Here is a 26,619-nt window from a genome sequence, read left to right as displayed (position 1 = left end):
CGCGGCCGCCACCGACACGCACTGCCCGTACTGCTCGCTGCAGTGCGGCATGCGGCTGGCCGGCCCGACGGCGGACGCCCCGGTCACGGTGCTGGAGCGCCCGGACTTCCCGGTGAACCGCGGCGCGCTCTGTGGCAAGGGCCGCTCGGCGCCCGCGCTGCTCGCCCGGAACGTCCGGCTGACCGGACCGCTGCTGCGCGACCGCCCGGGCGGGCCGCTGCGCTCGGCCGGGTGGCCGGAGGCGCTGGACCGGGTGGCCGACGGGCTGGCGAGGACGCGGGCCGAGCACGGGCCGGACGCCGTGGGCGTGTTCGGCGGCGGCGGCCTGACCAACGAGAAGGCCTACCTGCTGGGCAAGTTCGCCCGGGTGGTGCTGGGCACCGCCAACATCGACTACAACGGCCGGTTCTGCATGTCCTCGGCCGCCGCCGCGCACCGCCGGGCGTTCGGCCTGGACCGGGGGCTGCCGTTCCCGCTCGAGGACATCCCGCACACCGGCTGCCTGATCCTGGTCGGCGGCAACCCGGCCGAGACGATGCCGCCGGCCGTCCGCTACCTCCGCGAACTGCGGGAGAACGGCGGCACGTTGATCGTGGTCGACCCGCGCCGCACCCGGACCGCCGAACTGGCCGACCTGCACCTGCAGCCCCGACCCGGCGGGGACCTGGCGCTGGCCCTCGGCCTGCTGCACCTGGTGATCGCGGACGGCCTGGTCGACGAGGGGTTCGTCGCCGAGCGGACCACCGGCTTCGACGGGGCGCGGGCCTCGGCGATGGCCCACTGGCCGGACCGGGTGGAGCGGATCACCGGTGTGGCCGTCCACCGACTCCAGGAGGCGGCACGGCTGTTCGGCACGGCGGAGACCGGCATGGTGCTCACCGCGCGGGGCCCGGAACAGCACAGCAAGGGCACCGACACCGTCGGCGCCTGGATCGACCTCTGCCTGGCCACCGGCAACGCCGGCCGCCCGTACAGCGGCTACGGCTGCCTGACCGGCCAGGGCAACGGCCAGGGCGGGCGCGAGCACGGCCAGAAGGCCGACCAACTGCCGGGCTACCGCTCGATCGAGGACCCGGCGGCCCGCGCCCACGTCGCCGCCGTCTGGGGCGTCGACCCGGCGACGATCCCCGGCCCGGGCACGTCCGCGTACGAGCTGCTGGACGGCCTCGGCCGCCCCGGCGGCGTCCGGGCGCTGCTGCTGGCCGGCTCCAACCCGGCGGTGTCCGCGCCCCACGCCGGGCACGTCACCGAACGGCTGCGCGCCCTGGACCTGCTGGTCGTCGCCGACCTGGTGCTCTCCGAGACGGCCCGGCTCGCCGACGTCGTGCTGCCGGTCACCCAGTGGGCCGAGGAGGACGGCACCACCACCAACCTGGAGGGCCGGGTGATCCTGCGCCGCCGCGCCGTCGACCCGCCCGAGGGCGTCCGCAGCGAACTGTGGGTGCTCCGCGAACTGGCCGCCCGGCTCGGCGTGGCGGACGGCTTCCCGGTCGAGGCCGAGCAGGCCTTCGACGAGCTGCGGCGCGCCTCGGCCGGCGGCGACGCCGACTACGCGGGCATCAGCTACGCCCGGATCGCCGCCGAGGACGGCGTGTTCTGGCCCTGCCCGGCCGAGGACCACCCGGGCACCCGGCGGCTCTTCCTGGACCGCTTCGCCACCCCGGACGGCCGGGCCCGCTTCGCCGCCGTCACCCACCGCCCGGCCGGCGAGGAGCCGGATGACGCGTACCCGCTGTACCTGACCACCGGCCGGGTGCTCGCCCAGTACCAGAGCGGCGCGCAGACCCGCCGGGTCGCCGAGCTCAACGCGGCGGCGCCCGGCCCGTACGTCGAACTCCACCCGCGGCTCGCCGAGCGGCTCGGGATCGCGGACGGCGAGCCCGTCGCGGTCACCAGCCGGCGCGGCCGGGCCGTCGCCCCGGCGCGGATCACCGACGCGATCCGGCCGGACACCGTCTTCATGCCCTTCCACTGGGCCGGCGCCGGCCGGGCCAACAGCCTCACCAATCCGGCGCTCGACCCGGTGTCGCGGATGCCGGAGTTCAAGCTCTGCGCCGTCCGGGTGGAGCCCGCGCACCGGGCGGCCTCCCGATGAGCCCCAGGATCGCCGTGGTCGGCGGCGGCATGGCGGCCGCCCGCTTCGCCGAGCGCTACGGCGCGCTCGGCGGGCCCGGCACCGTCACGGTGTACGGCGCCGAGCCGCGCGGCCCGTACAACCGGGTGCTGCTCGCCGAGGTGCTGACCGGGCGGTACGACGCGGAGGCGATCGCGCTGCCGCTCGGCGGGGCCCGGGCGCGGCCCGGCTGCGAGGTGGTGGCGGTCGATCCCGCCGCCCGGACGTTGCGGCTCGCGGACGGCGGCGTCGAGGGCTGGGACGAACTGGTCCTCGCCACCGGCGCCAACCCGGTGCTGCCGCCCGTCCGCGGACTGCGCCGGGCCGACGGGCACGGCCTGGTCGAGGGCGTGCACACGCTGCGCACCCTGGAGGACTGCGCCCGGCTGGCCGAGGAGGCCGTCGGCGCCCGGCGGGCCGTGGTGATCGGCGGCGGGGTGCTCGGGGTGAGCGCCGCCCGGGCGCTGGCCGCGCTCGGCGTCCGGACCGAGATCGTCCACCAGGCACCGCATCTGATCGAACGTCAACTCGACCACGAGGCGGCCACGGTGCTGCGGGAGCGGCTGCGGGCACTCGGCGTCGAGTGCTACACCGGCAACCGCGCCCGGGCCGTGCACGGCGGCCCGGGGGCCCCGGCCGGCGCCCGGGAGCGGGTCGGCGCCGTCGAACTGGCCAGTGGCTACCGGCTCGACTGCGACCTGGTCGTCCTGGCCTGCGGCACCCGCCCGCGCACCGCCCTCGCGCACGCCGCCGGACTGCCCGTCGCCACCGGCGTGCTGGTGGACGACCGCCTCACCGCCGCCCCGCACGTCCACGCCATCGGCGACTGCGCCGAACACCGCGGCACCGTCCACGGCCTGGCCGGCCCCGCCTGGGAGCAGGCCGACGTGCTCGCCCGCCGGCTCTCCGGCGCCGAACCCGACGCCCGCTACCCCGGCACCCGCCCGCGCGCCCGGCTCAGCACCGGCGGACTGGAGTACGCGGCCTTCGGCACCGTCGACGAGACCCTCGACCCGGGCCTCGACGTGCTGCGGCTCACCGACGCCACCCGCGGCAGCTACAAGAAGCTCGTCCTGCGCGGCGACCGCCTGGTCGGCGCCATCCTGCTCGGCGACCTGGCCACCGTGGACGCGCTGGCCGGCGCCTTCGCCGACGACACCGCACTCGCCGGCCACCCCCTGCACCTGCTCACCCGAGGAGAAACGCGATGACGACACGCCCCCACGACCGGATCCGGGACCTCGTCCTGGTCGGCCACGGCATGGTCGGCCAGCGCTTCCTGGAAGCCTGGGCCGAGCAGCCGGCCGCGCGCGCCTGGCGGGTCACCGTGCTCGCCGAGGAGCCCCGGCCCGCGTACGACCGGGTTCACCTCGGCTCGCTGTTCGCCGGGAGCACCGCCGAGGACCTCACCCTCTGCCCGGCCGGCTTCCTCGCCGAGCACGGCATCGACCTGCGCCTGGCCGACCCGGCCACCGCGATCGACCGGCGCCGGCACCTGGTGCACACCCGCTCCGGCACCGAAGTCCACTACGACGCCCTGGTGTTGGCCACCGGCTCGGTGCCCTTCGTACCGCCGGTGCCCGGCACGGACGCCAACGGCTGCCACGTCTACCGCACCATCGAGGACGTCGACGCCATCCGCGCCGGGGCCGAGGCCGCCGCGGTGGGCGTGGTCGTCGGCGGCGGCCTGCTCGGGCTGGAGGCGGCCGGCGCGCTGCGGGCCGGCGGACTGGACACCCACGTCGTGGAGTTCGCGCCCCGGCTGATGGCCGTCCAGGTGGACGACGGCGGCGGCGCTACGCTGCGCCGCAAGATCGAGGACCTCGGCGTCACCGTCCACACCAGCGCCGGCGCGAGCGGCGTGCTGACCGGCCCGGACGGCCGGGTCCGCGGCCTCGCCCTCTCCGACGGGCGCGAACTGGCCGCCGACCTCGTGGTGTTCTCGGCCGGCGTGCGCGCCCGCGACCAGCTCGCCCGTGACTGCGGCCTGCCGGTCGGCGGGCGCGGCGGCGTCGTCGTCGACGCGCACTGCCGCACCGAGGATCCGGCGATCCTCGCCATCGGCGAGTGCGCCCAGGCCGCCGACGGCCGGGTCTACGGCCTCGTCGCCCCCGGCTACCAGATGGCGGAGACGGCGGCCCGCACCCTCGCCGCGCTCGACGGCGAAGGCTCCGGCCCCGCCGGCGCGGGCTTCACCGGCGCCGACACCTCCACCAAGCTCAAACTGCTCGGCGTCGACGTCGCCAGCTTCGGCGATCCGCACGGCACCGTCGACGGCGCGCTCGACGTGCTCTACAGCGACAGCCGCAGCGGCGTCTACCGCAAGCTCGTCATCGGAGCCGACGGCGCGCTGCTCGGCGGCGTGCTGGTCGGCGACACCGACGGCTACGGCACCCTGCGCCCGCTCGCCGTCGGCGGAAAGCCGCTCACTGTCGCCCCCGAACAGCTCGTCCTGCCCGCCGGGTTCGCGGGCGCCGCCGGCCCGGTCGCCCTGCCCGACGACGCGGTGCTCTGCTCCTGCCACAACGTCACCCAGGGCGCGGTGCGCGCCGCCGTCCGCGACCAGGGCTGCGACAGCGTCGCCGCCGTCAAGAAGTGCACCCGGGCCGGCACCGGCTGCGGCAGCTGCCTCAAGCAGCTCGGCACCGTCGTCACCGAGGAACTGGAGGCCGCCGGGGTCAGCACGGTCAAGGGCCTGTGCGAGCACTTCGCGCACACCCGCGCCGAGTTGTACGAGATCGTCCGGGTGACGGGGATCGCAAGCTTCTCCGAACTGCTCACCCGACACGGCAGCGGCGGTGAGGGCTGCGAGGTCTGCAAGCCGACCGTCGCCTCCATCCTGGCCAGCCTCGGCAACGGCCACATCCTGGACGGCGAGCAGGCCGCGCTGCAGGACTCCAACGACCACTTCCTCGCCAACCTGCAGCGCAACGGCTCGTACTCGGTCGTCCCCCGGGTGCCCGGCGGCGAGATCACCCCCGAGGGCCTGATCACGATCGGCGAGATCGCCCGCGACCACGGGCTCTACACCAAGATCACCGGCGGCCAGCGGATCGACATGTTCGGCGCGACCGTCGACCAACTGCCCGTCATCTGGAGCAAGTTGGTCAAAGCCGGGTTCGAGTCCGGGCACGCCTACGGCAAGTCGTTGCGCACCGTGAAGTCCTGCGTCGGCGAGACCTGGTGCCGCTTCGGCGTCCAGGACTCCACCACCCTCGCCATCGAACTGGAGCTGCGCTACCGGGGGTTGCGCTCGCCGCACAAGCTCAAGGCCGCCGTCTCCGGCTGCGCCCGCGAGTGCGCGGAGGCGCAGAGCAAGGACTTCGGCATCATCGCCACCTCGGCCGGCTGGAACCTGTACGTCGGCGGCAACGGCGGCATGACCCCGCGCCACGCCGACCTGCTCGCCGCCGACCTCGACCGCGAGACGCTCATCCGCACCATCGACCGCTACCTGATGTTCTACATCCGCACCGCCGACCGGCTCGAACGCACCTCGGTCTGGCTGGAGCGGCTGGCGGGCGGCCTGGACCACCTGCGGGCCGTCGTGCTGGACGACTCGCTCGGCATCGCCGCCGAGCTGGACGAACTGATGGCTCGTCACATCAACGGTTACCGGGACGAATGGGCCGAGACCCTGGCCGACCCCGAGCGGCTGCGGCGCTTCGCCTCCTTCGTCAACGCGCCCGGCGCCCCCGACCCCGCCGTGACCTTCGTCCCCGAACGCGGCCAGATCCGCCCCGCCCGTCCCGGCGAGGCCGGCCACACCCTCGCTGCCCCGGTGCTCGTCGCCGGGGCCCGACTGGAGGTGCTCACCCCGTGACCGTACAGATCCACGACGGTACCCGCTGGCAGACCGTCTGCACCCTCGCCGACCTTCAACCCGGCCGCGGCGTCGCCGTGTTGCTGCCGGAGGCGGCGCAGGTCGCCCTCTTCCGGGACCGCGCCGGGCGGCTCCACGCCGTCGACAACCTCGACCCGTTCAGCGGCGCCCCGGTCCTCTCCCGGGGCCTGCTCGGCAGCCGCGGCGACCGGCCGACGCTCATCTCGCCGATGTACAAGCAGGTCTACGACCTCACCGACGGGCGCTGCCTGGACGAGGACACCGCACCCGACGGCGCCCCCGCCGTGCTGCGGCGCTGGCCGGTGCGGGTCGCCCCCGAGGAGGCCGCGGCATGACGGCCGTCCTGGCCACCGGATCGCCCGCCCCGGCGGCCGGCTGGGATCCGGAGGACGAGGAGTTCTGGCAGCGCGCAGGCGCCCGGATCGCCCGCCGCAACCTGGTCTTCTCCGTGCTCTCCGAGCACATCGGCTTCTCGGTGTGGAGCCTCTGGTCGGTGCTCGTCCTCTTCCTCGGGCCCGAGTACCACATCGACACCGCGGGGAAGTTCACGCTCACCGCCCTCCCGACCGCACTCGGCGCCCTGCTGCGGCTGCCCTACACCTTCGCCGTGGCCCGCTTCGGCGGCCGCAACTGGACGGTGGTCAGCGCCCTGCTGCTGCTCGTGCCCACCGGGCTCGCGGCCGCCGTGCTGGAACCCGGAGTCGGCTACGGCACGCTGCTGGCGGTCGCCTGCGTGGCCGGCGTCGGCGGCGGCAACTTCGCCTCGTCGATGGCCAACATCAACGCCTTCTACCCGCACCGGCTCAAGGGCTGGGCGCTCGGCATCAACGCGGGCGGCGGCAACCTCGGCGTACCGGCCGTGCAACTGCTCGGACTGCTGGTGCTGTCCACCGCCGGCGCCGCCCACCCCCGCCTGCTGCCGCTGCTCTACCTGCCGCTGATCGTGCTCGCGGCGGCGGGCGCGTGGTGGCGGATGGACAACCTGGCGGTGTCCGGCGCCGGCGAAGGGCGGGCCCTGCGGGAGGTGGCCCGGGATCCGTACGGCTGGGCCGTCTCGACGCTGTACGTCGGGACGTTCGGCTCGTTCATCGGCTTCGGCTTCGCCTTCGGGCAGGTCCTGCAGGTGCAGTTCCACGAGCGCTTCGACACCCCGGCCAAGGCGGCCGCGCTCACCTTCCTCGGGCCGCTGCTCGGCTCGCTGCTGCGGCCGGTCGGCGGACGGCTCGCCGACCGGTACGGCGGGGCGGTGGTCACGCTGTGCACCTTCCTCGGGATGGGCGCCGGGACGGCGGTCGTCCTGGGCGCGTCGCGGGCGGGCTCGCTGCCGCTGTTCCTGACCGGGTTCATCGCGCTGTTCGTGCTCAGCGGCATCGGAAACGGCTCGACGTACAAGCTGATCCCGGCGCACTACCAGGGCGTCGCCCGGTCGGCGGTCGCGGCCGGCGCCGATCCGGCCGCCGCCGAGGCCGACTCCAGACGCCGCTCCGCGGCACTGATCGGGCTGGCCGGGGCGATCGGGGCCTTCGGCGGTGTGCTGGTGAACCTGGCGTTCCGCCAGTCCTTCCTCACCAGCCACAACGGGGACACGGCGTACCTGGGCTTCCTGGCGGCGTACGTGCTCTGCTCGGGGCTGACCTGGGCGGTCTGGCTCCGGCGGCGGTGAGCGCAGCGCCGAGGCCGTCCGTACGACGATCGGACGGCCTCGGCGCGCGGCCCCCCGGCCGGACGGTTAGCGTCGGCCGCAACACGTTCTCGGCCCCGGGAGGTTGCAGTGCAACGGTGGATCGCCCTGACGGTAATCACCACGGCCCTCACCGGCCTCACCGCGCCCGCCCGGGCCGACGATCCGGCCCCGACTGCCACGGCCGTGCCGCCTGTCACGGCTGCCACGGCGGTGACCCTCGGCAGCGCCACGATCGACCCGAAACTGCCCGGCCGCCTCCGCGTCGACGTCGACTACCTCTGCACCATCGCGGCCGAAGCCCGCTCGCTCACCGTCTCGGTGGACCAGAAGGACCCCGAGGACTCCTCCGCCATCGCCTTCGGCTCCAGCCGGACCGCCGAAGCCGACGTGATCTGCGACGGGACGCCGCAGCACCGCCAGCTCGTCGTCCAGTCCAAGACCGTCAACTGGATCCCCGGCGCCGCCGCCGTCCTCACCGCCACCGTCTCCGACATCGGCGCCACCCCACCGGCAGCGGCGGACGCCAAGCGCGTCACCCTCGGCACCGCGACCTGAACCGCGCTTGCCCTACGCTCGTTCCCTGCACTCGGGGAGGGGCGCGAACGGTGGCCGACACCTTGAACACGACCAACGTGACCACGATCAACGGCACGGTGCACGGGGTGCCCGTCCAGGCCGCGCACATCGAGAACCTGTACCTGGGCGGGCCGCGCCCGGCCGTCACCGACACGGACGACCTCTGGGTGCACAGCGCCGCCGACTCCCGAGCCTGGCAGCACGTACGGGCCGACCGGGACGCTGAACCCTACCGGGGAGCGGCACTCGAAGCCGTCCGCGAACTCGCCCGACTACGGGACCTGGTCGACCTGGCGGACGACCCCTGGCAGGACCCGGGGATCGCGGTCCGCTTCGCCTCGCGGGTCGGCTGGCTGCTCGGCGACGACCGCCTCGACCTCTACCCGGCCGAGGCCGCACTGCTGGCAGTGCTGCCCTTCCTCTACCGGGTCCGCTCCCTGCACCTGGCCGCCGCACGGGCCGGTGTCCGCCCGACCGACCTCCAGCCGTCCCCGGCACCCGACGGCGACCGGGCGGCGTACGAGCAGTTCATCGAGTCCCACGACCTGCTCACCCACCGGGCCCGGACCCGGCCCGAGTCCGCCGCGCCCCTCGGCTGGTGGCTCTACCACCGCTGGCTCGACCAGCACGAGGACCTCGCCGACCCCGACGGCGTGGGCGAGCTCCTCGACCGGCTGCCCGCGCTGTCGTCCCTCGGCGAGACCTTCTCGCCGAAGCGGATCAGCTCCCTCCTGCACGGCCTCCGCCGAGGCCCGGACGTCACCAACCGGGACTACCTCGCGGGCCTCAGCACCGACGACCACCTGCGGGCCCCGGGCGAACAGCACGTCCGCGAGGTGAGGTTGGCGCTGCTGCTCGCCCTCGCCTTCGGCACCGCCATCGAGACCACCGCCCTGCCCGACATCGTCGCCGAACACCTCGGCATTCCGCACGAGGTCGACCTGGCCGCCCTGCGCCGGACGCTGGACGAGGCGGTGTGGGGCGGATCGTACGACCTGCCCGTGCTGCGCGCCGAGTGCCACCACGAGGCGGTGGTCGAAGGCCTTCGCGAGTACACGGCCAGGGCCGACGAGCTCCTCCACGCGGTCCGCCGCGTCCTCACGTCGCACCCCCTGCCCACCCGCCTCACCTCCGACGAGGCCGCCCCCGCCGCCGGAGCCTTCACCGGCTGGGCGCGGTTCCGCCTCGACGAACGCCGCGTCCGCAGCCTGCTGATGGGCGTCGAGCTGTACCGCGACCGCGACCTGGCCGTCCGCGAGCTCTACCAGAACGCCCTCGACGCCTGCCGCTACCGCCGGGCCCGGGCCGAGTACCTGGACCGCACCAACACCCTGGGCGCAAGCTTCTCCTACGACGGCCGCATCGCGTTCCGCCAGGGTGTGGACGAGCACGGCCGCGCCTACCTGGAATGCCAGGACAACGGCGTCGGCATGGGCGAGGCCGAGTTGCGCGGCGTCTTCTCCAACGCCGGCGCCCGCTTCGCCGAGCAGTTGGATTTCAAACTCGAACGCGCCGAGTGGCGAAAGGCCTCCCCGCCCGTCGAGCTGTACCCCAACAGCCGCTTCGGCATCGGCGTCCTGAGCTACTTCATGCTCGCCGACGAGATCCAGGTGACCACCTGCCGCATGGCCGCCTCCGGTGAGCTGGGCCCGAAGCTGGAGGTCTCCATCTACGGACCGAGCCACCTCTTCCGCATCGTCGAACGCAAGGAGAAGCCCTGCGGTCCCGGCACCACGGTCCGCCTGTACCTGCGGGACGACATCGAGCTCGGGGCGTCGTGGTCCTGTCTGGATGTCCTCGAACGCCTCCTGGCCGTCGCGGAGTTCGGCACCTCGGTGGTGCACGGTGATCGGCGGACGGACTGGGAGGCCGGAGTCCTCCGACCCCGGGCAGCGCACCAGGGGGAGACCTTCGGGTTCAACGCCACGGGGCATCTGACGCCATGGTCGGCGGCCCCGGACGGCGCGCAGGTGACGTGGTGCGAGCACGGCGGAGCGCTGTTGGCGGACGGCCTGGTGGTGGAACCGGATGCTGCCCGAGGGGCGCTCTCGTCCGAGCGCGGCGGGTTGTCCGGGGTCGTGGTGAACCTCACCGGACGACTGGCGCCGGCGAAGATGTCGGTCGATCGCCGGCGGGTCATCAGTGACCTGTCCCAGCTGCTCCGGGATCTGCTGGAAGCAGCGGCACGAGAGTTCGTGGAATGCGACTCGGCCGTGTTGACCATGGCGTGGATCCATCGCGTGACGGAAGCCAATTACCAGGTCGCCGACCTGGTGGCCGCCGAGGTCGTTCGGCAGGGACGCCGGCTCGAATTGTCCGGCATCGAGTACGACACCCGCCGGACCGGGTGTCTTCTGGCGGATGAGGGAATCCTCAAATTGTTTCAGACTCCCGACGATTACATCGCGGGAGATGTCACGGGTAGCCCACCCGACCACATCCTGCTGTGGCGGATGATGGCTCATGGCGTGGAACGGTTCTTCCCGGAGCTCCTCTTCCTCTGTCCGGAGCTGCGCGGATCCTGGAACGTGCGGCCGGCGATGCCGTCGGACATCGCTTTGCTGGCGCCGCGCGACCGGCACTTCACCGGCAGGTCGTGGACCCGGGCGGAACTGGATGACACCTGGATTCCCGGGGCTTCGACGGACCTCGGGGCTCCACCCGAGTGCGTCCGTGCCCGGGCCGCCGGGCTCGGCCTGGCTCCTCGTCGTAGGGTCGAGGTCCGGAAAGCGCCTGATCATTTGCTCGCCGACGTCAACACCGTGCTGGTCGTGGCCGATCGGAACGGAATCAGCGCAGCCGAAGCGGCTGCTGTCTGGGCCGCCTCGGGTCGAGAGGTCGCTCGCGAGGTCGTGGACCTCGCCATTGCCGTGGACACTGACCCGGTTTTCCTCTGGAACCGGTCGGGCAGGGGAACCTTCTGGGCCGGGCCTCAGCAGCCAGGCGGAACCATTGAGCCTGGCCATCTGGCCAAAGCCGGCCGGGTGCTGGGAATTCCGGTCGACGAGGTCTGTGCGAGGGTGGCGAGCTACGGCCTTGAGGCGGATGCGAGCGGTCTGCCGCCGTTTCCCACCGACGAAATCCTGGCGCTGCTGAGCCTGTATCCCAACGGCTCTGGTCCGTGGTTGAAACGATCGAAGCCGGTGCCGGCCAGTCATCTCCTGCGTGCTCTGCGAGATCTGGGAATCCCCGTCGCGCGGTCCACTGAAGTGCTCGAAGCGGTTGGATTCCGCGTTCCGCGTGTTCCGGAGAATGCCTGTGTGGCGGATCTGGGGATCTTCGAGATGCCAGGAAAACGGTGGGATGACGTGGCCGAGGTGACCTTCGAGCACCTCTTCGAGCTGGTGAAATCGACTAACTCCTCACTGCGTGAGGTGGTCGAGCGATTCCGGGCCTACGGCTTGGAGCTCTCGATGTCTTTTCCGGACAGGCCTACCCGGCTGGACAAGGAGCTCTTCTCGCCCGGTGGTGCGATGGACTGGAGTGACCTGCAGGTGGGTCGCCCGGTGCCGTTCGCCCGGCTGATCATGGCAGCTCGGCTGCTCCAGCGGAGTCCTGCTGACCTGGCGCGGCACCTGAGGACTCGTGGGATCGTTCCGACCTGCGACTCCTTGCCTGCCGGGCTCACGACGGACCAGGCGTCGGAACTCCTCACGCGCGGCCGGTCGAGAGGGTTGATGTGGATCGCCGACGGCGGCCTGGCCGACCTGCTGAGGCTGTCGCTGAGAACGGGACACCCGATGGCTCAGGTCGTCGAGTGGTACCGCGAATGGGGCATCCCCGTCCCCGATGCCGCCGAGATGGTCCGCTCCGCGCTCGCCCGGGTGCCGATGGCCGACCCCACGGAGGTGTGAATCCGGCCCTGAACAGGGCTGCTGCAACCCTGCCCCTTGTTCTACAGTGCTGTAGAACAGGGCGATCGGGTGAACGGGGACGCGACATGGACAGGCCGCTAGGACTGCCGCAGCAGGATCGGGCCGACTTCGAGACGGCGCTCGGGCGGGCGCTCGGTGCGCCGGAGGTGCGGGCGGCGCTGTCGGCGAGGGGAGAAGAGGCGCGCGGGGTGGAGCGGCTGCGACGGGCGGCGCGGGAGAACGCGGAGTTCGTGCTGGCCGCGGCGGCGCCGGAGTACGAGCGGTACGCGGCGCTGCGGGCGGACGCCGATGCCGTGGCGCGGCTCCCGGTGGACGCGCCGGCGCGGGAGCGGGCGTCGGGGTGGTGGGGAGTGCTGGGGGTGATCGTGCCGATCTTCGCGGTGACGGCGGCCCTGGTCTTCCTGCTGCTCGGCTACGTGGTGGAGCTGTCCGAGGACCTGGCGGTGCCGGCGCACGCGCTGCTGGTCGCCGGATGGGTGGCGGCCGGAGTGGCGGCCGCGAGCCTGCTGGTCGGCGGATTGGGGCTGTTGGGCACCGCGGCCCGGTCGGCGGTGCCGGTCGCAGCCGAAGGAGCGGACGGGCCGGGCGAGTTGCTGGCGGCGCGGAACGCCTGGCGGGTGTCGCTGGCGGAGCGCGGGCTGGTGCCGTACCTGGTGGCGCAGGCGAACGCGGCACCGGGTCAACCCTGTTGATCGAGCCTCGGTGCGCGGGCGGCGTCGACCAGGAGCTGGGTGGCGTCGAGGGGGATGGCGAGCCGACGGGCGATCCACGGCGCGGTGCGGCCGGCCCGGGCCAGCATCCAGGCCGAGTACAACTGGCCGAGCTGGGGCGCGTTCTCGGCGAGCAGCAGAGGGCGCACGGCCTCCATCGGAAAGCCTTCGAGGGCGCGGGCGCTGTACTCGCGGCCGTTGGGCCCGACCGGCGGCAGCGGGAGCGGGCGGCGGGCGTCGAGCCAGCGGCTGAACAGTACGGCGCCGACCATCAGCAGGCCGGTGCCGGAGGCCCCGATGAGAATGCCGCCGATGACCGGGCGGTCCCGCTCCTCGGCCATGCCCAGGGCGATCTCCTCCAGGACGAGCAGGCCGAGCACGGTGAGCAGGACCGCGGCTTCGCCGGGGCGCGGGTAGGGCCGGGACGTCGTCATGCGGAACCTCTTCCTCGGCACGGTGGCCGGGGCGTTCGGGCGGGTGCGGCGATTCACCTTCCGTACAACGGCGGCGGGCGGCCCGGGGCACGCTCTGACGGGCCGGGCGGTGAAACACCGGATCGGTGTTGACGTGCCGTCAGGTGGCTTGTGTGCTGGGGAGCTTGGCTCGTCCGGGGGCCATGGTTCTCACCTCGATCCGGTCGGTCGCGCGGCGGGGGCGCGTTCAACGACGGGGGTGGGGAGTTCGGCGTCGGGCTCCGGCCAGCATAGCCCGCGCATGTCAACTTCGACAGAGCTGTCGAAGTTGCGGGCCGACTGCTGAGAACCTCTGAGAACTGCTGACGACTGCTGGCGACTGCTCAACCGGCGAGGGCGACGGCGGCCAGCGCAACGGCCGCGCGCCCCCACGCATGGGCGTGGGGGCGCGGGCCGGAGCGACGGCGGCCTGTGAGTGTCAGCGGGCTAGGAGCGGCAGCGGGGCGCCGGTGCGGGCGGGGAGTTCCAGCCGGGTGAGGAGCGCGGAGGGGGAGACCTCGACCACGCGGCAGCCGGCCCGGTGGCGGCAGTGGCGGGCGACGGAGCCGTGGCGCAGCCGGTCGAGGCGGCGGCGGGTGGCGGAGCCGAGGACGAGCAGGTCGGCCGGTCCGGTGACGGCGCCGACCAGCGCGGGCCCGGGGGCGGCGTCGACCACCAGCGGGTGGATGACCAGCCCGGAGGGGTAGCCGCCGTAGGCCTGCTCGAAGGCGATGTCGAGGCGCCGACGGGCGGCGTGCTCCAGTTCGGAGCGTGGGCGCAGGCCGTCCCGCTCGTCGGCGGTCCACGCCGCGACGGGCACCAGCACCGCCTGCTGTCGAGCCGCCTCGCCGACGGCGTGGTAGAGGGCGGCCAGACTGCTCAGTGATCCGCTCAGGCCGACGATCACTCGGGTGGTCCCGGTCATGGCCGTTCGCCTCCGTCTCTCCGGATCCGCTCCGGTGGTCTGCCCCGTGGTCTGTCCCGTGGAGTTCGCCGGGCGCCGCTCCTCGCTTCGGATGACTCCAGTGAACCCCGGAACGGCCTCCTCCGTACCGGCGCTGACACCTCCATGACGCCGCCATGACGCCGGGCACCCCCATCTTGACGATCTTCTGACGGGCGCACCCGGCGGCGGTCCTCGGGCCGGGCCGGCCGTCCTTGACGACTCCCCGGCACTGCCGCCGGACTGCCGTCAGGAGGGCGTCAGGGACGGCGGCGGGGCCGTAGGGCCTGCGTCAAGGACGGGTGCGGTCGGTGTGCGGAGGGTCTCCACTGGTGGTGAACGGCCGTACGGCCACCACCCCTCGAAGGGACCACGCCATGACCGACACCGCCCTCGCCGTCGAGCCGCCGCTACGACGGGTGGTCCGGCTGATCGACCGCCCGGCCGCCCCGGAGCCGCCGGTGCGGACGGCCTCGGAGCCGGGGCCCGCCCACGACCGGACCCGCCCCGCCCACTGCCGCGTCGCGATGCAGTTCGAAGACTGAATCCAAGGAGCGCCACCATGACCCAGCTCATCGCCCCACTCACCGCCGGTGCTCCCGCCGCCCCCGACACTGCCCCCGCAGCCCCCGTAACCGCCGAAGCCCCCGCCGACGCGCTCGGCGGCCCCTGGCCGGCCTCGGCGCGGCTCGGTCGGGGAGCCGACGTGCTGGTCGGCGGGGTCGGCCTGGCCGAGGCCGCCGAGCGGTTCGGCACCCCGCTGTACGTGGTGGACGAGGGCGAGGTCCGGTCCCGCGCCCGGGCCTACCGGCGGGCGCTGCCGCACGCCGAAGTGCTGTACGCGGCCAAGGCGTTCCTGTGCAGCGCGATGGCGGACTGGGTGGCCGACGAGGGCCTGGGCCTGGACGTCTGCTCGGCGGGCGAGCTGTGGCTGGCGGTCGCGGCCGGGTTCCCGGCGCAGCGGATCCTGCTGCACGGCAACGCGAAGTCCCCGGAGGAGCTGCGGCTGGCGCGGCGGCTGCGGGTCGGGCGGATCGTCATCGACGGCCCGGCGGAGATCGCGAGGCTGGCCGCGCTGGTGGCCGCCGACGCGCCGCAGCGGGTGCTGGTGCGGGTCGTCCCGGGGATCGAGGCCGGGCACCACGCGGCGGTGCGGACGGGCGTCGGCGGGCAGAAGTTCGGCTTCCCGGTCGAGGGCGGTGAGGCGGCCGACGCGATCGCCCGGGTGCTCGGCCAGCCGGGTCTCGAACTGGTCGGTCTGCACTGCCACTTGGGATCACAGATCACCGAGGTCGAGCCGTACCTGCGGGCGGTGGACGCGCTGGTGCGGCTGCTCGCCGAGGTGCGGGAGCGGCACGGCGTGGAGCTGGACGAGGTGGACCTCGGCGGTGGCCACGGCATCCGCTACCTGCCGGAGGACGCCGGATTCGACCTCGCCGAGTTCGCGGTCCGGGTGACGGACCGGCTGGCGGTGCGCTGTGCGGAGGCGGGGCTGGAGGTGCCGCGCCTGGTGGTCGAGCCCGGCCGCGCGATCGCCGGACCGGCGGCCGTGGCGGTCTACCGGGTGCTGTCCGTGAAGCACGGGGCCGACGGCCACTGCTTCGTCGCGGTGGACGGCGGGATGAGCGACAACCCGCGCCCGGCCCTGTACGGGTCGCCGTACAGCGTGCGGTCGGTCGGCCGCGGCCCGGAGGCGGGCACGATGCGGGCGGACGTGGTCGGCCGCCACTGCGAAGCCGGGGACGTGCTGGTCCGGGACGCCGCCCTGCCCGTGGACCTGCGCGCGGGGGACCTGCTGGCGATGCCCGCGGCCGGCGCGTACCAGCTGTCGATGGCGTCCGGCTACAACCTGGTGGGGCGCCCGGCCGTCGTCGCCGTGCGGGACGGCCGGGCCCGGCTGCTGATCCGCCGGGAGACGGTGGAGGACTTCCGGCTGCGCGAAGTCGGTCGCTGAGGAGGAAGGCGGGCGGCGCGCGGGTCGTGCCGGTCGCGCCCGTCGTGCCGGCCGGATAACGGAACGGTTTCGGAGCCCGCCCTCCTCGCGTCCGGGTCTTGACGGCGTGGGGAGGGTGGGCGTTTGCTGTGACCCGCTCGTTGGAACCTGTTTGGTTCTGGTTTGTTTTGTGTGTTTGAACGTTCAAAACAGCTCAAGCGAGCGCCCTCGCCACCTTCACCACCCTCCTCCCTCCCTCATCCCCCTACCTTCCAGCGCCGCCCCACCGAGAGGAATGCAATGTCACACCTTTCTCGACGCGATCTGCTCCGCGCCTCAGGAGCGGGCCTGCTGGCCCTCACCGCCGGCGGCACCCTCGCGGCCTGCACGGGCGCCGGCTCGGGCAGCGCCTCGGGCGGGGACGCCGACACCGGCACGATCACCGTCTGGTCCTGGGCCACCGCCGCCGACGCCCTGCGCGGGATCGTCCCGGCCTTCGAGAAGGACAACCCCGGGATCAAGGTCGACGTCCAGGACATCGGCGAGCCCGCCATCTGGGACAAGATCACCGTCGGCCTGGCGGCCGGCGGCCAGGGCCTCGGCGACGTCCTGCACATCGGCTGTGACTACCTGCCCGGCTACCAGGAGAAGTTCCCCGGCGGCCTGGCCAACCTCTCCGAACTGGGCGCCGACGCGCACAAGGACGAGTTCGCCAAGGGCCTGTGGCCGGTCGTCACGGGCAAGGACGGCCACGCCTACGCGCTGCCCTGGGAGGTCAACCCGCTCGGCTTCTTCTACCGCAAGGACTACTTCGACAAGGCGGGCATCGACCCCGAGTCCTTCGCCACCTGGGACGACCTGATAGCCGTCGCCGACCGCTTCAAGGCCGCCAACCCCGGCGTCGCCGTGATCGGCCTCAACAAGGCCGCCAACCCCACCCCCGACCTGGACTTCCTCCAGGGCCTGATGCAGCTCCAGGGCGCCTTCTACTTCGACCTCCAGGGCAAGATCACCGTCGGTTCGGAGCCGGCCGTGCGCGCCCTCACCATCGTCAAGCGGCTGGAGGAGGCCGGGCTGATCGCCGACACCCCCGGCGTCCAGGGCTGGCCGCCCGTGATGAAGACCGGCAAGCTCGCGGTGGCCGCGATGCCCGCCTGGGTCGCGCACTACCTGGAGAAGAAGTTCACCGACCAGAGCGGCGCCTGGCGCCTCACCAAGCCGCCGGCGGTCACCCCCGGCGGCCGGCGCACCGCCCTGGTGAACTCCACCCACCTGGCCGTCGCCGCCTCCAGCCCGCGCCGCCGCGCCGCCTGGAAGTTCGTCGAGTACGCGCTCACCCGCACCGCCTCGGTGAACTCCATGTTCAACGCGGGCGGCGTCTTCCCCGCCCTCACCGCCGCCTACGCCGACCCGCTGTACGCCGAGCCGAGCGCCTACTACGGCGGCCAGCCCGTGCTCAGGACCTTCGCCGACCTCGCCACCGACGGCGGCGACCCCACCAACTACTCCGGCGACTACGCCCGCGCCCTCAAGCTCGTCAGCGACGCCCAGACCAAGGTCCTGCTCAAGGGCGGCGACCCGGCCGCCGTCCTCCAGGACGCCGCCAAGCAGCTCGCCCAGCAGACCGGACGCACGATCGCATGACCGCCACCGCCCCGCCCGTCACCCTCGCCAAGAACGCCGCGCGCACCCACCGCACCGCCCGCCGGCGCCGCACCGCACTGCCGTACCTGCTGCTCGCGCCCGCCCTGCTCACCTTCGGCGTGTTCAAGGCCTACCCGGTCATCGACTCGCTGCTGCTCTCCTTCACCACCGGATCCGGCGCCGCCACCCGCGCCGCCGGACTCGCCAACTACCGCCGGCTGCTGGACGATCCGCTGTTCTGGACGGCCCTGCGCAACACCGCCGAGATCCTCGTCGTCCAGGTCCCGCTGATGCTCGGCCTGGCCCTGCTGATGGCGGTCGGCATCAACTCGGCGCTGGTGCGCTGGCGTACCGTGTGGCGGCTCGGCGTCTTCATGCCCTCCGTCACCGGGCTCGTCGCCACCGGCGTGATCTTCGCCTTCCTGCTCAAGACCGACGACGGCGCGATCAACCAGGTACTGACCGCCGTCGGCCTGCCCGCCGTCGACTGGCTGGGCGACTCGTTCTGGGCCCGGATGGCCGTCGTCCTCGTGCTCACCTGGCACTACACCGGCTACAACGCCGTCATCTACCTGGCCGGCCTGCAGGGCATCCCCAAGGAGCTGTACGAGGCCGCGATGGTCGACGGTGCCGGGCCGATCCGCCGGTTCACCGCCATCACCGTCCCCGCGCTGCGGCCGGTGCTGCTGTTCACCGTCGTCCTGTCCACCATCGGCACGCTCCAACTCTTCGACGAGCCCTACGTGCTGACCGGCGGCGGCCCGGACAACGCCACCCTCACCGTCTCCATGTACCTGTACCAGAACGGCTTCCGGTTCTTCGACTTCGGCTACGCCTCCGCCATCGCCTACGCGCTCACCCTGCTGGTGTCGGTGCTCGGAGCGGTCCAGATGCGCCTGATGGGGGAGAAGGACAAGTGACCCTGAAGAGACTGCGGGGCTGGCCGCTGACCTTCGCCCTCGCCGGCATCACCGGGCTGTCGATCGGACCGTTCTACTGGCTGGTGATCGCCGCCACCAGCAAGGACACCGAGATCTTCGACTGGCCGCCCAGACTGCTGCCCGGCGGCCACCTGGGCGAGAACCTCGACCACCTCCAGGCCAAGATCGGCCTGCTCCGGGTGGTCGGCAACTCGCTGCTGGTGGCCGGGATCCAGACACTCGGCGCGCTCGTCGTCGCACTGCTGGCCGGCTACGCCTTCGCCAAGTTCCGCTTCCGCGGCCGGACCGTGCTGTTCGCGCTGCTGTTCTCCACCCTCGTGGTGCCCGAACAGGTCATGCTGGTCCCGCTGTTCGAGATGATGACGAGCTTCGGCCTGCTCGACACGTACCAGGCGCTGATCCTGCCCGGCCTGTGCGTGCCGTTCGCCATCTTCCTGATGCGCCAGTCCCTCGCCAGCCTGCCGGACGAACTGCTGGACGCCGCCCGGGTCGACGGCGCCGGCGAGGTCCGGGTGCTGTGGAGCGTCGTCGTACCGGTCATGCGGCCGGTACTGGCGGCCCTGTCGATCTTCCTCTTCCTGGGCTCCTGGAACCAGTTCGTCTGGCCGCTGATCGCCCTGCGGAGCCCCGGGATGCACACCCTGCCGGTCGCGCTGGCGACCCTGCACGGCAACAAGTCCAACACCGACTACGGCGCGATCCTCTCCGGCACCGCGCTGTCCACCCTGCCGATGATGGTCCTCTTCCTGGTCCTGCAACGGCAGTTCATCTCCGGCCTGCTGGCCGGCGCCACGAAGGGCTGACCATGACCGACACCCAGGCCGAGAGCGCGACCACCTCCGGGAGTGCGACCACCTCCGAGAGTGCGACCACCTCCGTGAGTGCGGCCGACATCTGGGAGCCGCACGCCCCCGCCGCCGCCGGCGGCCTGCGCCCGCTGTACGCCGACGGGCTGGACCTGCGGGTCAGCGGCACCGGCACCGCGCGGGGGATCGCCGACGGCGTCGTGGAGGTGACCGCCGAAGCCCCCGGACCGGTCCGGATCGAATGGCGGGTGCCCTGCGTCGACGCCACCTCCTTCTGGACCCCCGAGCCGCGCGGCACCGGCTGGCTCCCCGCCGCGTGGAGCGCCCCGCGCCGCACCGGCCTCGCCGCCGGCGCCCCGGTCGCCGCCCTGGTCGGCACCGGCGACACCACCCTGTGCGCCTTCGCCGCCGGGCGCCCCGACGTGCTGGCCGGGGCCGGAGTGGTCGAGGAGACCGGCGAATTCCGGTTCTGGGCCCAGGCCGAGGACCGGCTCACCGTCCGGATCGACACCTCGGGGCGGCACTTCGCCCGCTCCCTGGCCGACCTCGCCGACTGGTGGGGCACGGGCCGTACGGCCGACATCCCCGAGGCCGCCCGCCGCCCCGCGTACTCCACCTGGTACTCGATGCACCAGGAGATCTCGCCCGAGGGCGTCGAGACCCAGGCCGCGCTCGGCAAGGCGCTCGGCCTGGACGTGATCATCGTGGACGACGGCTGGATGACCGCCGACCGCACCCGCGGCTACGCCCACTGCGGCGACTGGGAGCCGGTCTCGCTGCCCGACACCGCCGCCCACGTGCGGCGCGTCCACGACCTCGGCGTCCGGTACCTGCTCTGGTACGCGCTGCCGTTCGTCGGCAAGGACAGCGCCGCGTACGAGCGGATCGGCCGCTACGCGCTCGCCGACGCCGCCCACCTGGGGGCGGTCGTCGCCGACCCGCGCTACCCCGAGGTCCGCGCCTTCCTCACCGACCGGCTGGCCCGTGCCGTCGAGGAGTGGGGCATGGACGGTCTCAAGGTCGACTTCATCGAGCAGTTCGCCCGCGCGGCCGACGCCGCCGACGCCCCGGCGGCCGGCCCCGGGGCGGACTGTGCGAGCGTGGACGAGGGCGTGGAACGGCTGCTCGCCGCGATCCGCCACCGGATCACCGCCGCGAACCCGGAAGCGATGGTCGAGCACCGCCAGCCGTACGTCAGCCCGGGCCTGTGGCCGTACGTCACCATGGTCCGCGCCACCGACTGCCCGCTCAGCCCGCAGGAGAACCGGCAGCGGACGATCGACGTGCGCCTCGTCGCCGGGCCCGTGCCGGTCCACGCCGACATGCTGATGTGGCACCCCGCCGAGCCGCCGGAGCAGGTCGCCTGCCACCTGATCAACGTGCTGTTCGCGGTCCCGCAGGTCTCCGTCGACCTCGCCGCGCAGAGCGAGGGGCAGCGTGAGGCGATCGCCTTCTGGCTCGGCGTCTTCCGCGAGCACGCCGCCACCCTGCAGCTCGGCGAACTGCTGCCGGCCCGGCCGGACCTCGGCTACCCGATGGTCACCGCGCGCGGCGGCGACACCGTCGCCGTGGCCCGCTACGCCGCACTGCCGGTCGACGCCTCCGGCGACGGCTGGCGCACCCTGCTGGTGGCCAACGCCGACGCCGACCCGGACGTCCGGCTCACCGGCGGCGGCGGGACGGCCGCGCTGACCGTGCGCGACGCCCGGGGGCGTATCGTCCGGCAGGGCGAGGTCGAGTTGGACCACGCGGACGCGATCCCCGTGCCGCGCGGCGGGCTGCTGACCCTGCGCCGATCCTGACCCTGCGCCGACCATGACTCTGACCTGAGCCGACCCTGACCGTGCCCGGAGGAGACCGCCGCATGCCCGAGGCAGAGGGACCGCAGCGACCGCGCCGCGGCGCCACCACGATCGAGGAGGTCGCCCGCGCGGCCGGAGTCTCCCGACAGACCGTCTCCAACGCGCTCAACGCCCCGCAGCGGCTCCGCCCGGAGACCCGGGACCGCGTCACCGCCGCGATCCGCGAACTCGGCTACCAGCCCGACCAGTCGGCCCGCTCACTGCGCAGCGGAGCCCGGCGCACCCTCGGCTACCTCGCCCCGGTGGACGACCCGCTCGACCCCAACCCGCTGATGGCCGGCTTCCTGGAAGCCCTGGTCGACGCGGCCGGGGCCGAGGGCCAGCGGGTGCTGCTGTTCCGGCCCACCCCGCCGGCCGGGAGCCCGACGGCCGCGATCGACGAACTGGTGGCGGCCCGCCAGGTGGACGGGCTGGTGCTGGCGGACGTGCTGGCCGGGGACGCCCGGATCGCGCACGCCGCCCGGCTCGGCGTCCCCTTCGTCAGCTTCGGCCGGACCGGGCCGGGCGAGCCGCAGCACTGGGTGGACATCGCCAACGACGCGGCGACGGCCGCGGTGGTGCGGCACCTCGCCGAGCTGGGCCACCGCCGGATCGGCTACCTCGGGGCCGCCGAGGAGCTGCCCTGGATGGCGGCACGGCGGGCGGGCTTCCTCGCACAGGCGCGCCGGTCGGGGCTGTCCGCGGTGACGGCGGTCGGCCCGGTGGTGGCCTGCCGCCAGCTCGACGGCCCGGCGGCGGAGGGCTCCGCGGTCGCCGCCGTCCGGGCGCTGCTGCGCGGGCCCGACCGGCCGACCGCGTTCGTGACGGGCAGCGACCTGCTGGCGCTGGACGTGTACGAGGCGGTGCGGGCGGAGGGGCTGGTGGTCGGTCCCGGCGGGGTGGCCGTCACCGGCTTCCACGACACACCGCTCTGCCGCCACCTGCACCCGGCGCTGACCTCCGTCCGGCTGCCGCTGCGGGCGATCGCCACCGCGCTGGTCGAGCGGCTGCTCGCCCAGGTGCGCGGGGAGGCGGCGCCGGCGGCGGGGCTGGAGCTGCCCACCGAGCTGGTGGTGCGGGGTAGTTCGGGCCGGACCGGCCGTCCCGCCGGGTCCGGTGAAGGTGGGGGGCCTGTCTGGTCGGGCTGGTTCGGCTAGGCGGAACGGTCCGCGGTGGGTGCGACGATCAGTTCGCCGACCAGTGTGGCCGCCGCCGCCCGCTGGTCGGCGGGCAGCGCGTCGTCGGTGACCAGGACGTCCAGCTGCTCCAGGGCGGCGAAGGAGGCCAGGCCGACCGCGTTCCACTTGGTGTGGTCGGCCACCACGACCACCCGGCGGGCCGACTGGAGGAAGGTGCGGTTGGTCTCCGCCTCGGCCAGGTTGGGGGTGGTGAGCCCGGCTTCGGGGGAGAGGCCGTGGCAGCCCAGGAGCAGCAGGTTCACGTGCAGCGAGCGGATCGCCTGGTCGGCCACCGGCCCGACCAGGGCGTCCGAGGGCGTCCGGACGCCGCCGGTGCGGATCACCGTGGCGGTGGTGGGTGTGCCGTCCTCGTCGGGCTGTTCGAGCAGTTCGGCGATCCGCAGCGAGTTGGTCACCACGGTCAGGCCCTCGACGGCGCGCAGGTGCCGGGCGACCGCGAAGGTGGTCGTCCCGGCGGCCAGCCCGACCGCCGAGCCGGGCGGCACCAGCGCGGCGGCCGCCCGGGCGATCGCCTCCTTGGCGGGCAGCTCCCAGTGCGCCTTGGTCTCGAAGCCGGGTTCGCCGCTGGACGGCGCCTCGACCCGTACCGCGCCGCCGTGCACCTTGTGCACCAGGCCGCGGCGGGCCAGCGAGTCCAGGTCGCGGCGGATGGTCATGTCGGACACCCCGAGGTCCCGGACCAGTTCGGTCACCCGGACGCCGCCGCGCGCGCGGACCTGCTCCAGGATCAGCACGCGGCGCTGTCCGGCGAGCGGTTGGGCGCTGTCAGCCATCGGGAGGCTCCTCGGTGTCGGTGTCGGTGTCGGTGTCGGTGTCCGTGTCGGCGTCGGTCGACGTTGGTCGGTGCCGTCGGCGGTGCGGTGCCGGTCGGCGTGGTGCGGTCCACGGGCCGCGGCCCCCGCCATCATGGCAGGCGGCGAGCACTTCCGGACACCGGTTCTGTTGGATAGTGTTCGAGATTGTTGAATCATGTCGGATTCAGCTCCGGTGTATGTCGGACTCCTGTCGGACCGAACGGAAGAATGAGGCCATGGCCGGGACAACCCTGACCCAGCCCACCACCAGGACCGTGACCGCCCTCGCGGACGGCCGGCAGCTGATCTACTACGACAGCGGCCCCGCCGGCGCCCGGAACGCCGTCGACCGGCGCCCGCTCGACCCGCAGGCCCCCGGCTCCGAGGTCCGGCTCGACCCGGTCACCGGCGACTGGGTCACCATCGCCGCCCACCGGCAGGCCCGCACCTACCAGCCCCCGGCCGAGGAGTGCCCGCTCTGCCCGTCCCGCGACGGGCGGCTCAGCGAGATCCCCGCCGAGGACTACCAGGTGGCCGTCTTCGAGAACCGCTTCCCGTCGCTGGCCGGCCCGCCGGGGGCGCCGCTCGGGGAAGCCGACAGCTTGTGGGCCCGCGGCCCCGGCGCCGGCCGCTGCGAGGTGGTCTGCTTCACCGCCGACCACGACGCCTCGTTCGCCGACCTCACCCCCGAGCGGGCCCGGCTGGTCCTGGCCGCCTGGACCGACCGCACCGCCGAACTCTCCGCCCAGCCGGGCGTGGAGCAGGTCTACTGCTTCGAGAACCGGGGCGCCGAGATCGGCGTCACCCTCGCCCACCCGCACGGCCAGGTCTACGCGTTCCCCTTCACCACCCCGCGCACCGCCCGGACGGCCGCCCGCGCCGCCGAACACCGCGCCGCCACCGGCCGCAACCTCTTCGACGACCTCCTCGCCGCCGAACGCGCCCACGGCGACCGGATCGTCCTCGCCGGCGAGCACTGGACGGCCTTCGTCCCCTTCGCCGCCCGCTGGCCGTACGAGGTGCACCTGTACCCGCACCGCCGGGTGCCGGACCTGACCGCCCTGGACGAGCCGCAGCGCGCCGAATTCCCCGGCCTCTACCTGGAGTTGCTGCGCCGCTTCGACCGGCTCTTCGGCACCGGCCGCACCCCGTACATCTCCGCCTGGCACCAGGCGCCCGCCGGGCGGCGGGACGAACTCGCCCTGCACCTGGAGCTGTTCACCATCCGGCGGGCCGCCGACAAGCTCAAGTACCTGGCCGGCGTGGAGTCCGGCATGGACGCCTTCGTCAACGACATCACCCCCGAGGACGCGGCCCGTCGGCTGCGGGAGGTCGCATCATGAGCACCCCGAGCACGTTCCCGGAGCTCTACGGCCGTCCGCACGAGGGTGAGTGGGCCGCGCCCGGCCGGGTCAACCTGATCGGCGAGCACACCGACTACAACCTCGGGTTCGTGCTGCCGATCGCCCTCCCGCAGACCGTCCGCGCCCAGGTGGGCCGCCGGGACGACGGGCTGCTGCGGCTGTGGTCCGCCCAGGGCGGCGGGCCGGTCACCGAACTGCGGGTCGCCGACCTCGCCCCGGGCGCCGTCGCCGGCTGGGCCGGCTACCCCGCCGGCGTGGTCTGGGCCCTGCGCGAGGCCGGGCACAGGATCGGCGGCGCGGAGATCCGGCTGGACAGCGACGTCCCCAGCGGCGCCGGACTCTCCTCCTCGGCCGCCCTGGAATGCGTCGTCGCCGCCGCCTACAACGACCTGTACGGGCTGGGCCTTTCGGCGCCCGAGCTCGCCCTGCTCGCGCAGCGCGCCGAGAACGACTTCGTCGGCGTGCCCTGCGGGATCATGGACCAGATGGCCTCGATCTGCTGCCGCCGGGGCGCTGCCCTGTTCCTGGACACCGAGGATCTGACGATTCGCCAGGTGCCGTTCGACCTCGCGGGCGCGGGCCTCGCCCTGCTGGTCCTGGACACCAGGGTCAAGCACGACCTCGGGGACGGCGCGTACGCCGCCCTGCGGGCCGGCTGCGAACGGGCGGCCGCCCTGCTCGGGCTGCCCGCGCTGCGCTCGCTGCCGGACTCCGGGCTCTCGGCCGCGCTCGCCCGGCTCCCCGCGGAGCTGCGCCCGCTGGTGCGCCACGTGGTCACCGAGAACGCGCGCGTCGAGGCCGCCGTCGCCCACCTGGACGCCGGCGACCTCGCCGCACTCGGCCCGGTCCTCACCGCCGGCCACGCCTCACTGCGCGACGACTACCGGGTCTCCTGCCCGGAGACCGACCTCGCCGTCGAGGCAGCCGTGACCGCGGGCGCCCACGGCGCGCGGATGACCGGCGGCGGCTTCGGCGGCTCCGTCATCGCCCTGGTCGACGAGGCCGCGGCCGGACACGTCGCCGCCCGGGTCACCGCCGCCTTCCGCGCCGCCGGGTACGCCGAGCCGCACACCCTCACGGCCGTCCCGGCCGCGGGGGCGCGCCGACTCGGCTGACCGGCCGACACGCCTGCTGACCGGCCGTCACACCCGGTGGGCCACCGTCACGCCCGGTGGGCCGCCGGGCGCTCCGGGGACGCCTCCGCGAGCGCCCGGGACACGGCTTCGACCCCGGCGCGCAGCCCGTACACCGGGGTGGCCGGCTGCTGGCGCCAGGACTCGTCGATGCCGCCCGCGTCCACCGTGTCGAAGCCCAACTCGTCGACCAGGGCCCGGACGACGCGCTTGGCCGCCTCGTCGTCCCCGGCGACCGGCACGGCGATCCGCTCCGGGTCGCCCGCCGGGAGCGGACGCTCCAGCAGGTCCTGCGCGTACGTGCCGTTGAACACCTTCACCACCGGGTGGCCCAGGTGCTGCTCCGTCCAGCGGCTCTCGGTGAGGCCGCCGTCCTCGATCGCGTCGATCCGGCCGTCGCGCTCCTTGGGGTAGTAGTTGCCGGTGTCGATCACGGCCACCCCGTCGGCGGCCTCGTCGAACAGCCCGGCGGGCAGGTCCGGAACGTTCTTCAGCGGGACGGTGACGACCACGACCTGCGCGCCGCGCGCCGCCTCGGCGACCGTCACCGCCTTCGCGCCGGTCTCGTCGACCAGGGCCTTCAGCGTCTCCGGGCCGCGCGAGTTGGCCACCGCCACCTCGTGGCCGAGCGCGGTCAGCCGCCGCGTCAGGTTGCCGCCGATGTTGCCCGCGCCGATGATGCCGATCTTCATGGGAATCCCCTCGTCTGGGAGTGCCGTACTGACCCGTCGCCTTGGCCCAACCACGCGGTGATCGTGCCGATTCCC

At 73.9% G+C, this 26,619-nt stretch carries 21 protein-coding genes; 17 read left to right on the top strand and 4 right to left on the bottom strand.

From position 1 onward, the window contains the following. The first annotated feature begins 49 nt into the window (after window positions 1–49). The 8 genes from AC0B61_RS25375 to AC0B61_RS25340 all read left to right on the top strand — a co-directional run bounded on the left by AC0B61_RS25375 (window position 50) and on the right by AC0B61_RS25340 (window position 12,784). Window positions 50–2,095, top strand: coding sequence for a molybdopterin oxidoreductase family protein (locus AC0B61_RS25375; protein ID WP_471743050.1), 2,046 nt, complete (start codon window positions 50–52; stop codon window positions 2,093–2,095). After that, a complete protein-coding gene (locus AC0B61_RS25370) occupies window positions 2,092–3,324 on the top strand; it encodes an NAD(P)/FAD-dependent oxidoreductase (RefSeq protein WP_471743035.1) in 1,233 nt (410 codons plus the stop codon). Before AC0B61_RS25375 ends, AC0B61_RS25370 begins: the two co-directional genes overlap by 4 nt. Next, entirely contained in the window at window positions 3,321–5,936 is a 2,616-nt protein-coding gene (nirB, locus tag AC0B61_RS25365) for a nitrite reductase large subunit NirB (RefSeq protein WP_471743034.1), read from the top strand. Before AC0B61_RS25370 ends, nirB begins: the two co-directional genes overlap by 4 nt. Beyond that, entirely contained in the window at window positions 5,933–6,292 is a 360-nt protein-coding gene (gene nirD, locus AC0B61_RS25360; protein WP_471743033.1) for a nitrite reductase small subunit NirD, read from the top strand. The genes nirB and nirD overlap by 4 nt, the downstream gene beginning before the upstream one ends. Beyond that, window positions 6,289–7,620: a nitrate/nitrite transporter gene (locus tag AC0B61_RS25355; RefSeq protein ID WP_471743032.1), complete on the top strand. Its 1,332-nt coding sequence runs from the start codon at window positions 6,289–6,291 to the stop codon at window positions 7,618–7,620. The genes nirD and AC0B61_RS25355 overlap by 4 nt, the downstream gene beginning before the upstream one ends. A gap of 108 nt (window positions 7,621–7,728) precedes the next feature. Further along, window positions 7,729–8,196 carry a hypothetical protein gene (locus tag AC0B61_RS25350; RefSeq protein WP_471743031.1) on the top strand — a complete coding sequence of 156 codons (468 nt, stop codon included), beginning with the start codon at window positions 7,729–7,731 and terminating at the stop codon, window positions 8,194–8,196. A 50-nt stretch (window positions 8,197–8,246) separates the two neighbouring features. Continuing rightward, entirely contained in the window at window positions 8,247–12,071 is a 3,825-nt protein-coding gene (locus AC0B61_RS25345) for a wHTH domain-containing protein (protein WP_471743030.1), read from the top strand. Between the two features lie 86 nt (window positions 12,072–12,157). Continuing rightward, entirely contained in the window at window positions 12,158–12,784 is a 627-nt protein-coding gene (locus AC0B61_RS25340; RefSeq protein WP_471743029.1) for a hypothetical protein, read from the top strand. Here AC0B61_RS25340 and AC0B61_RS25335 read toward each other — a convergent pair. Together AC0B61_RS25335 and AC0B61_RS25330 are read right to left on the bottom strand one after the other, a co-directional pair. Beyond that, the gene (locus AC0B61_RS25335; protein WP_471743028.1) at window positions 12,772–13,236 is read right to left on the bottom strand and encodes a hypothetical protein; all 465 of its coding nucleotides are present in this window, start codon (window positions 13,234–13,236) and stop codon (window positions 12,772–12,774) included. The genes AC0B61_RS25340 and AC0B61_RS25335 overlap by 13 nt on opposite strands. Window positions 13,237–13,693: 457 nt before the next feature. Then, entirely contained in the window at window positions 13,694–14,179 is a 486-nt protein-coding gene (locus AC0B61_RS25330) for a universal stress protein (RefSeq protein ID WP_471743027.1), read from the bottom strand. 395 nt (window positions 14,180–14,574) lie between these two features. On the opposite strand from AC0B61_RS25330, the gene AC0B61_RS25325 reads away from it, so the two are divergent. The 7 genes from AC0B61_RS25325 to AC0B61_RS25295 all read left to right on the top strand — a co-directional run bounded on the left by AC0B61_RS25325 (window position 14,575) and on the right by AC0B61_RS25295 (window position 22,519). Continuing rightward, window positions 14,575–14,742: a hypothetical protein gene (locus tag AC0B61_RS25325; RefSeq protein ID WP_471743026.1), complete on the top strand. Its 168-nt coding sequence runs from the start codon at window positions 14,575–14,577 to the stop codon at window positions 14,740–14,742. Between the two features lie 17 nt (window positions 14,743–14,759). Then, entirely contained in the window at window positions 14,760–16,151 is a 1,392-nt protein-coding gene (gene lysA, locus AC0B61_RS25320; RefSeq protein ID WP_471743025.1) for a diaminopimelate decarboxylase, read from the top strand. 279 nt (window positions 16,152–16,430) lie between these two features. Then, window positions 16,431–17,774 carry an extracellular solute-binding protein gene (locus AC0B61_RS25315; RefSeq protein WP_471743024.1) on the top strand — a complete coding sequence of 448 codons (1,344 nt, stop codon included), beginning with the start codon at window positions 16,431–16,433 and terminating at the stop codon, window positions 17,772–17,774. Then, entirely contained in the window at window positions 17,771–18,694 is a 924-nt protein-coding gene (locus tag AC0B61_RS25310; RefSeq protein ID WP_471743023.1) for a carbohydrate ABC transporter permease, read from the top strand. The genes AC0B61_RS25315 and AC0B61_RS25310 overlap by 4 nt, the downstream gene beginning before the upstream one ends. Then, window positions 18,691–19,518 (top strand): carbohydrate ABC transporter permease, encoded by an 828-nt coding sequence (locus tag AC0B61_RS25305; protein WP_471743022.1) that lies wholly within the window; start codon window positions 18,691–18,693, stop codon window positions 19,516–19,518. The genes AC0B61_RS25310 and AC0B61_RS25305 overlap by 4 nt, the downstream gene beginning before the upstream one ends. Window positions 19,519–19,520: 2 nt before the next feature. Further along, complete coding sequence (locus AC0B61_RS25300) at window positions 19,521–21,323, top strand: glycoside hydrolase family 36 protein (protein WP_471743021.1); 1,803 nt, start codon at window positions 19,521–19,523, stop codon at window positions 21,321–21,323. A 62-nt stretch (window positions 21,324–21,385) separates the two neighbouring features. Beyond that, the gene (locus AC0B61_RS25295) at window positions 21,386–22,519 is read left to right on the top strand and encodes a LacI family DNA-binding transcriptional regulator (protein ID WP_471743020.1); all 1,134 of its coding nucleotides are present in this window, start codon (window positions 21,386–21,388) and stop codon (window positions 22,517–22,519) included. Here AC0B61_RS25295 and AC0B61_RS25290 read toward each other — a convergent pair. Then, window positions 22,516–23,334, bottom strand: coding sequence for a DeoR/GlpR family DNA-binding transcription regulator (locus AC0B61_RS25290; protein WP_471743019.1), 819 nt, complete (start codon window positions 23,332–23,334; stop codon window positions 22,516–22,518). The two genes, AC0B61_RS25295 and AC0B61_RS25290, sit on opposite strands and share 4 nt — an antisense overlap. 257 nt (window positions 23,335–23,591) lie before the next feature. On the opposite strand from AC0B61_RS25290, the gene galT reads away from it, so the two are divergent. Together galT and galK are read left to right on the top strand one after the other, a co-directional pair. Then, window positions 23,592–24,698, top strand: coding sequence for a galactose-1-phosphate uridylyltransferase (galT, locus tag AC0B61_RS25285; RefSeq protein WP_471743018.1), 1,107 nt, complete (start codon window positions 23,592–23,594; stop codon window positions 24,696–24,698). Further along, window positions 24,695–25,834, top strand: coding sequence for a galactokinase (gene galK / locus AC0B61_RS25280; RefSeq protein ID WP_471743017.1), 1,140 nt, complete (start codon window positions 24,695–24,697; stop codon window positions 25,832–25,834). The genes galT and galK overlap by 4 nt, the downstream gene beginning before the upstream one ends. A gap of 47 nt (window positions 25,835–25,881) precedes the next feature. On the opposite strand, the gene AC0B61_RS25275 is transcribed toward galK, so the two are convergent. Then, window positions 25,882–26,544, bottom strand: coding sequence for an NADPH-dependent F420 reductase (locus AC0B61_RS25275; RefSeq protein ID WP_471743016.1), 663 nt, complete (start codon window positions 26,542–26,544; stop codon window positions 25,882–25,884). Window positions 26,545–26,619 lie beyond the last annotated feature (75 nt).

The organism is Kitasatospora sp. NPDC023385 (assembly GCF_055664045.1).
Note: the sequence above shows the minus strand (reverse complement) of the source record. Positions and strands in the feature narration are given on the sequence as shown.

Bases quoted from the DNA above. Each gene is read 5' to 3' on its own strand.
- AC0B61_RS25375 (WP_471743050.1), top strand. From the start codon at position 50: ATGCGGCTGGCCGGCCCGACGGCGGACGCCCCGGTCACGGTGCTGGAG.
- AC0B61_RS25370 (WP_471743035.1), top strand. From the start codon at position 2,092: ATGAGCCCCAGGATCGCCGTGGTCGGCGGCGGCATGGCGGCCGCCCGC.
- nirB (WP_471743034.1), top strand. From the start codon at position 3,321: ATGACGACACGCCCCCACGACCGGATCCGGGACCTCGTCCTGGTCGGC.
- AC0B61_RS25355 (WP_471743032.1), top strand. From the start codon at position 6,289: ATGACGGCCGTCCTGGCCACCGGATCGCCCGCCCCGGCGGCCGGCTGG.
- AC0B61_RS25340 (WP_471743029.1), top strand. From the start codon at position 12,158: ATGGACAGGCCGCTAGGACTGCCGCAGCAGGATCGGGCCGACTTCGAG.
- AC0B61_RS25335 (WP_471743028.1), bottom strand. From the start codon at position 13,236: ATGACGACGTCCCGGCCCTACCCGCGCCCCGGCGAAGCCGCGGTCCTG.
- AC0B61_RS25330 (WP_471743027.1), bottom strand. From the start codon at position 14,179: ATGACCGGGACCACCCGAGTGATCGTCGGCCTGAGCGGATCACTGAGC.
- AC0B61_RS25325 (WP_471743026.1), top strand. From the start codon at position 14,575: ATGACCGACACCGCCCTCGCCGTCGAGCCGCCGCTACGACGGGTGGTC.
- lysA (WP_471743025.1), top strand. From the start codon at position 14,760: ATGACCCAGCTCATCGCCCCACTCACCGCCGGTGCTCCCGCCGCCCCC.
- AC0B61_RS25315 (WP_471743024.1), top strand. From the start codon at position 16,431: ATGTCACACCTTTCTCGACGCGATCTGCTCCGCGCCTCAGGAGCGGGC.
- AC0B61_RS25310 (WP_471743023.1), top strand. From the start codon at position 17,771: ATGACCGCCACCGCCCCGCCCGTCACCCTCGCCAAGAACGCCGCGCGC.
- AC0B61_RS25300 (WP_471743021.1), top strand. From the start codon at position 19,521: ATGACCGACACCCAGGCCGAGAGCGCGACCACCTCCGGGAGTGCGACC.
- AC0B61_RS25295 (WP_471743020.1), top strand. From the start codon at position 21,386: ATGCCCGAGGCAGAGGGACCGCAGCGACCGCGCCGCGGCGCCACCACG.
- AC0B61_RS25290 (WP_471743019.1), bottom strand. From the start codon at position 23,334: ATGGCTGACAGCGCCCAACCGCTCGCCGGACAGCGCCGCGTGCTGATC.
- galT (WP_471743018.1), top strand. From the start codon at position 23,592: ATGGCCGGGACAACCCTGACCCAGCCCACCACCAGGACCGTGACCGCC.
- galK (WP_471743017.1), top strand. From the start codon at position 24,695: ATGAGCACCCCGAGCACGTTCCCGGAGCTCTACGGCCGTCCGCACGAG.
- AC0B61_RS25275 (WP_471743016.1), bottom strand. From the start codon at position 26,544: ATGAAGATCGGCATCATCGGCGCGGGCAACATCGGCGGCAACCTGACG.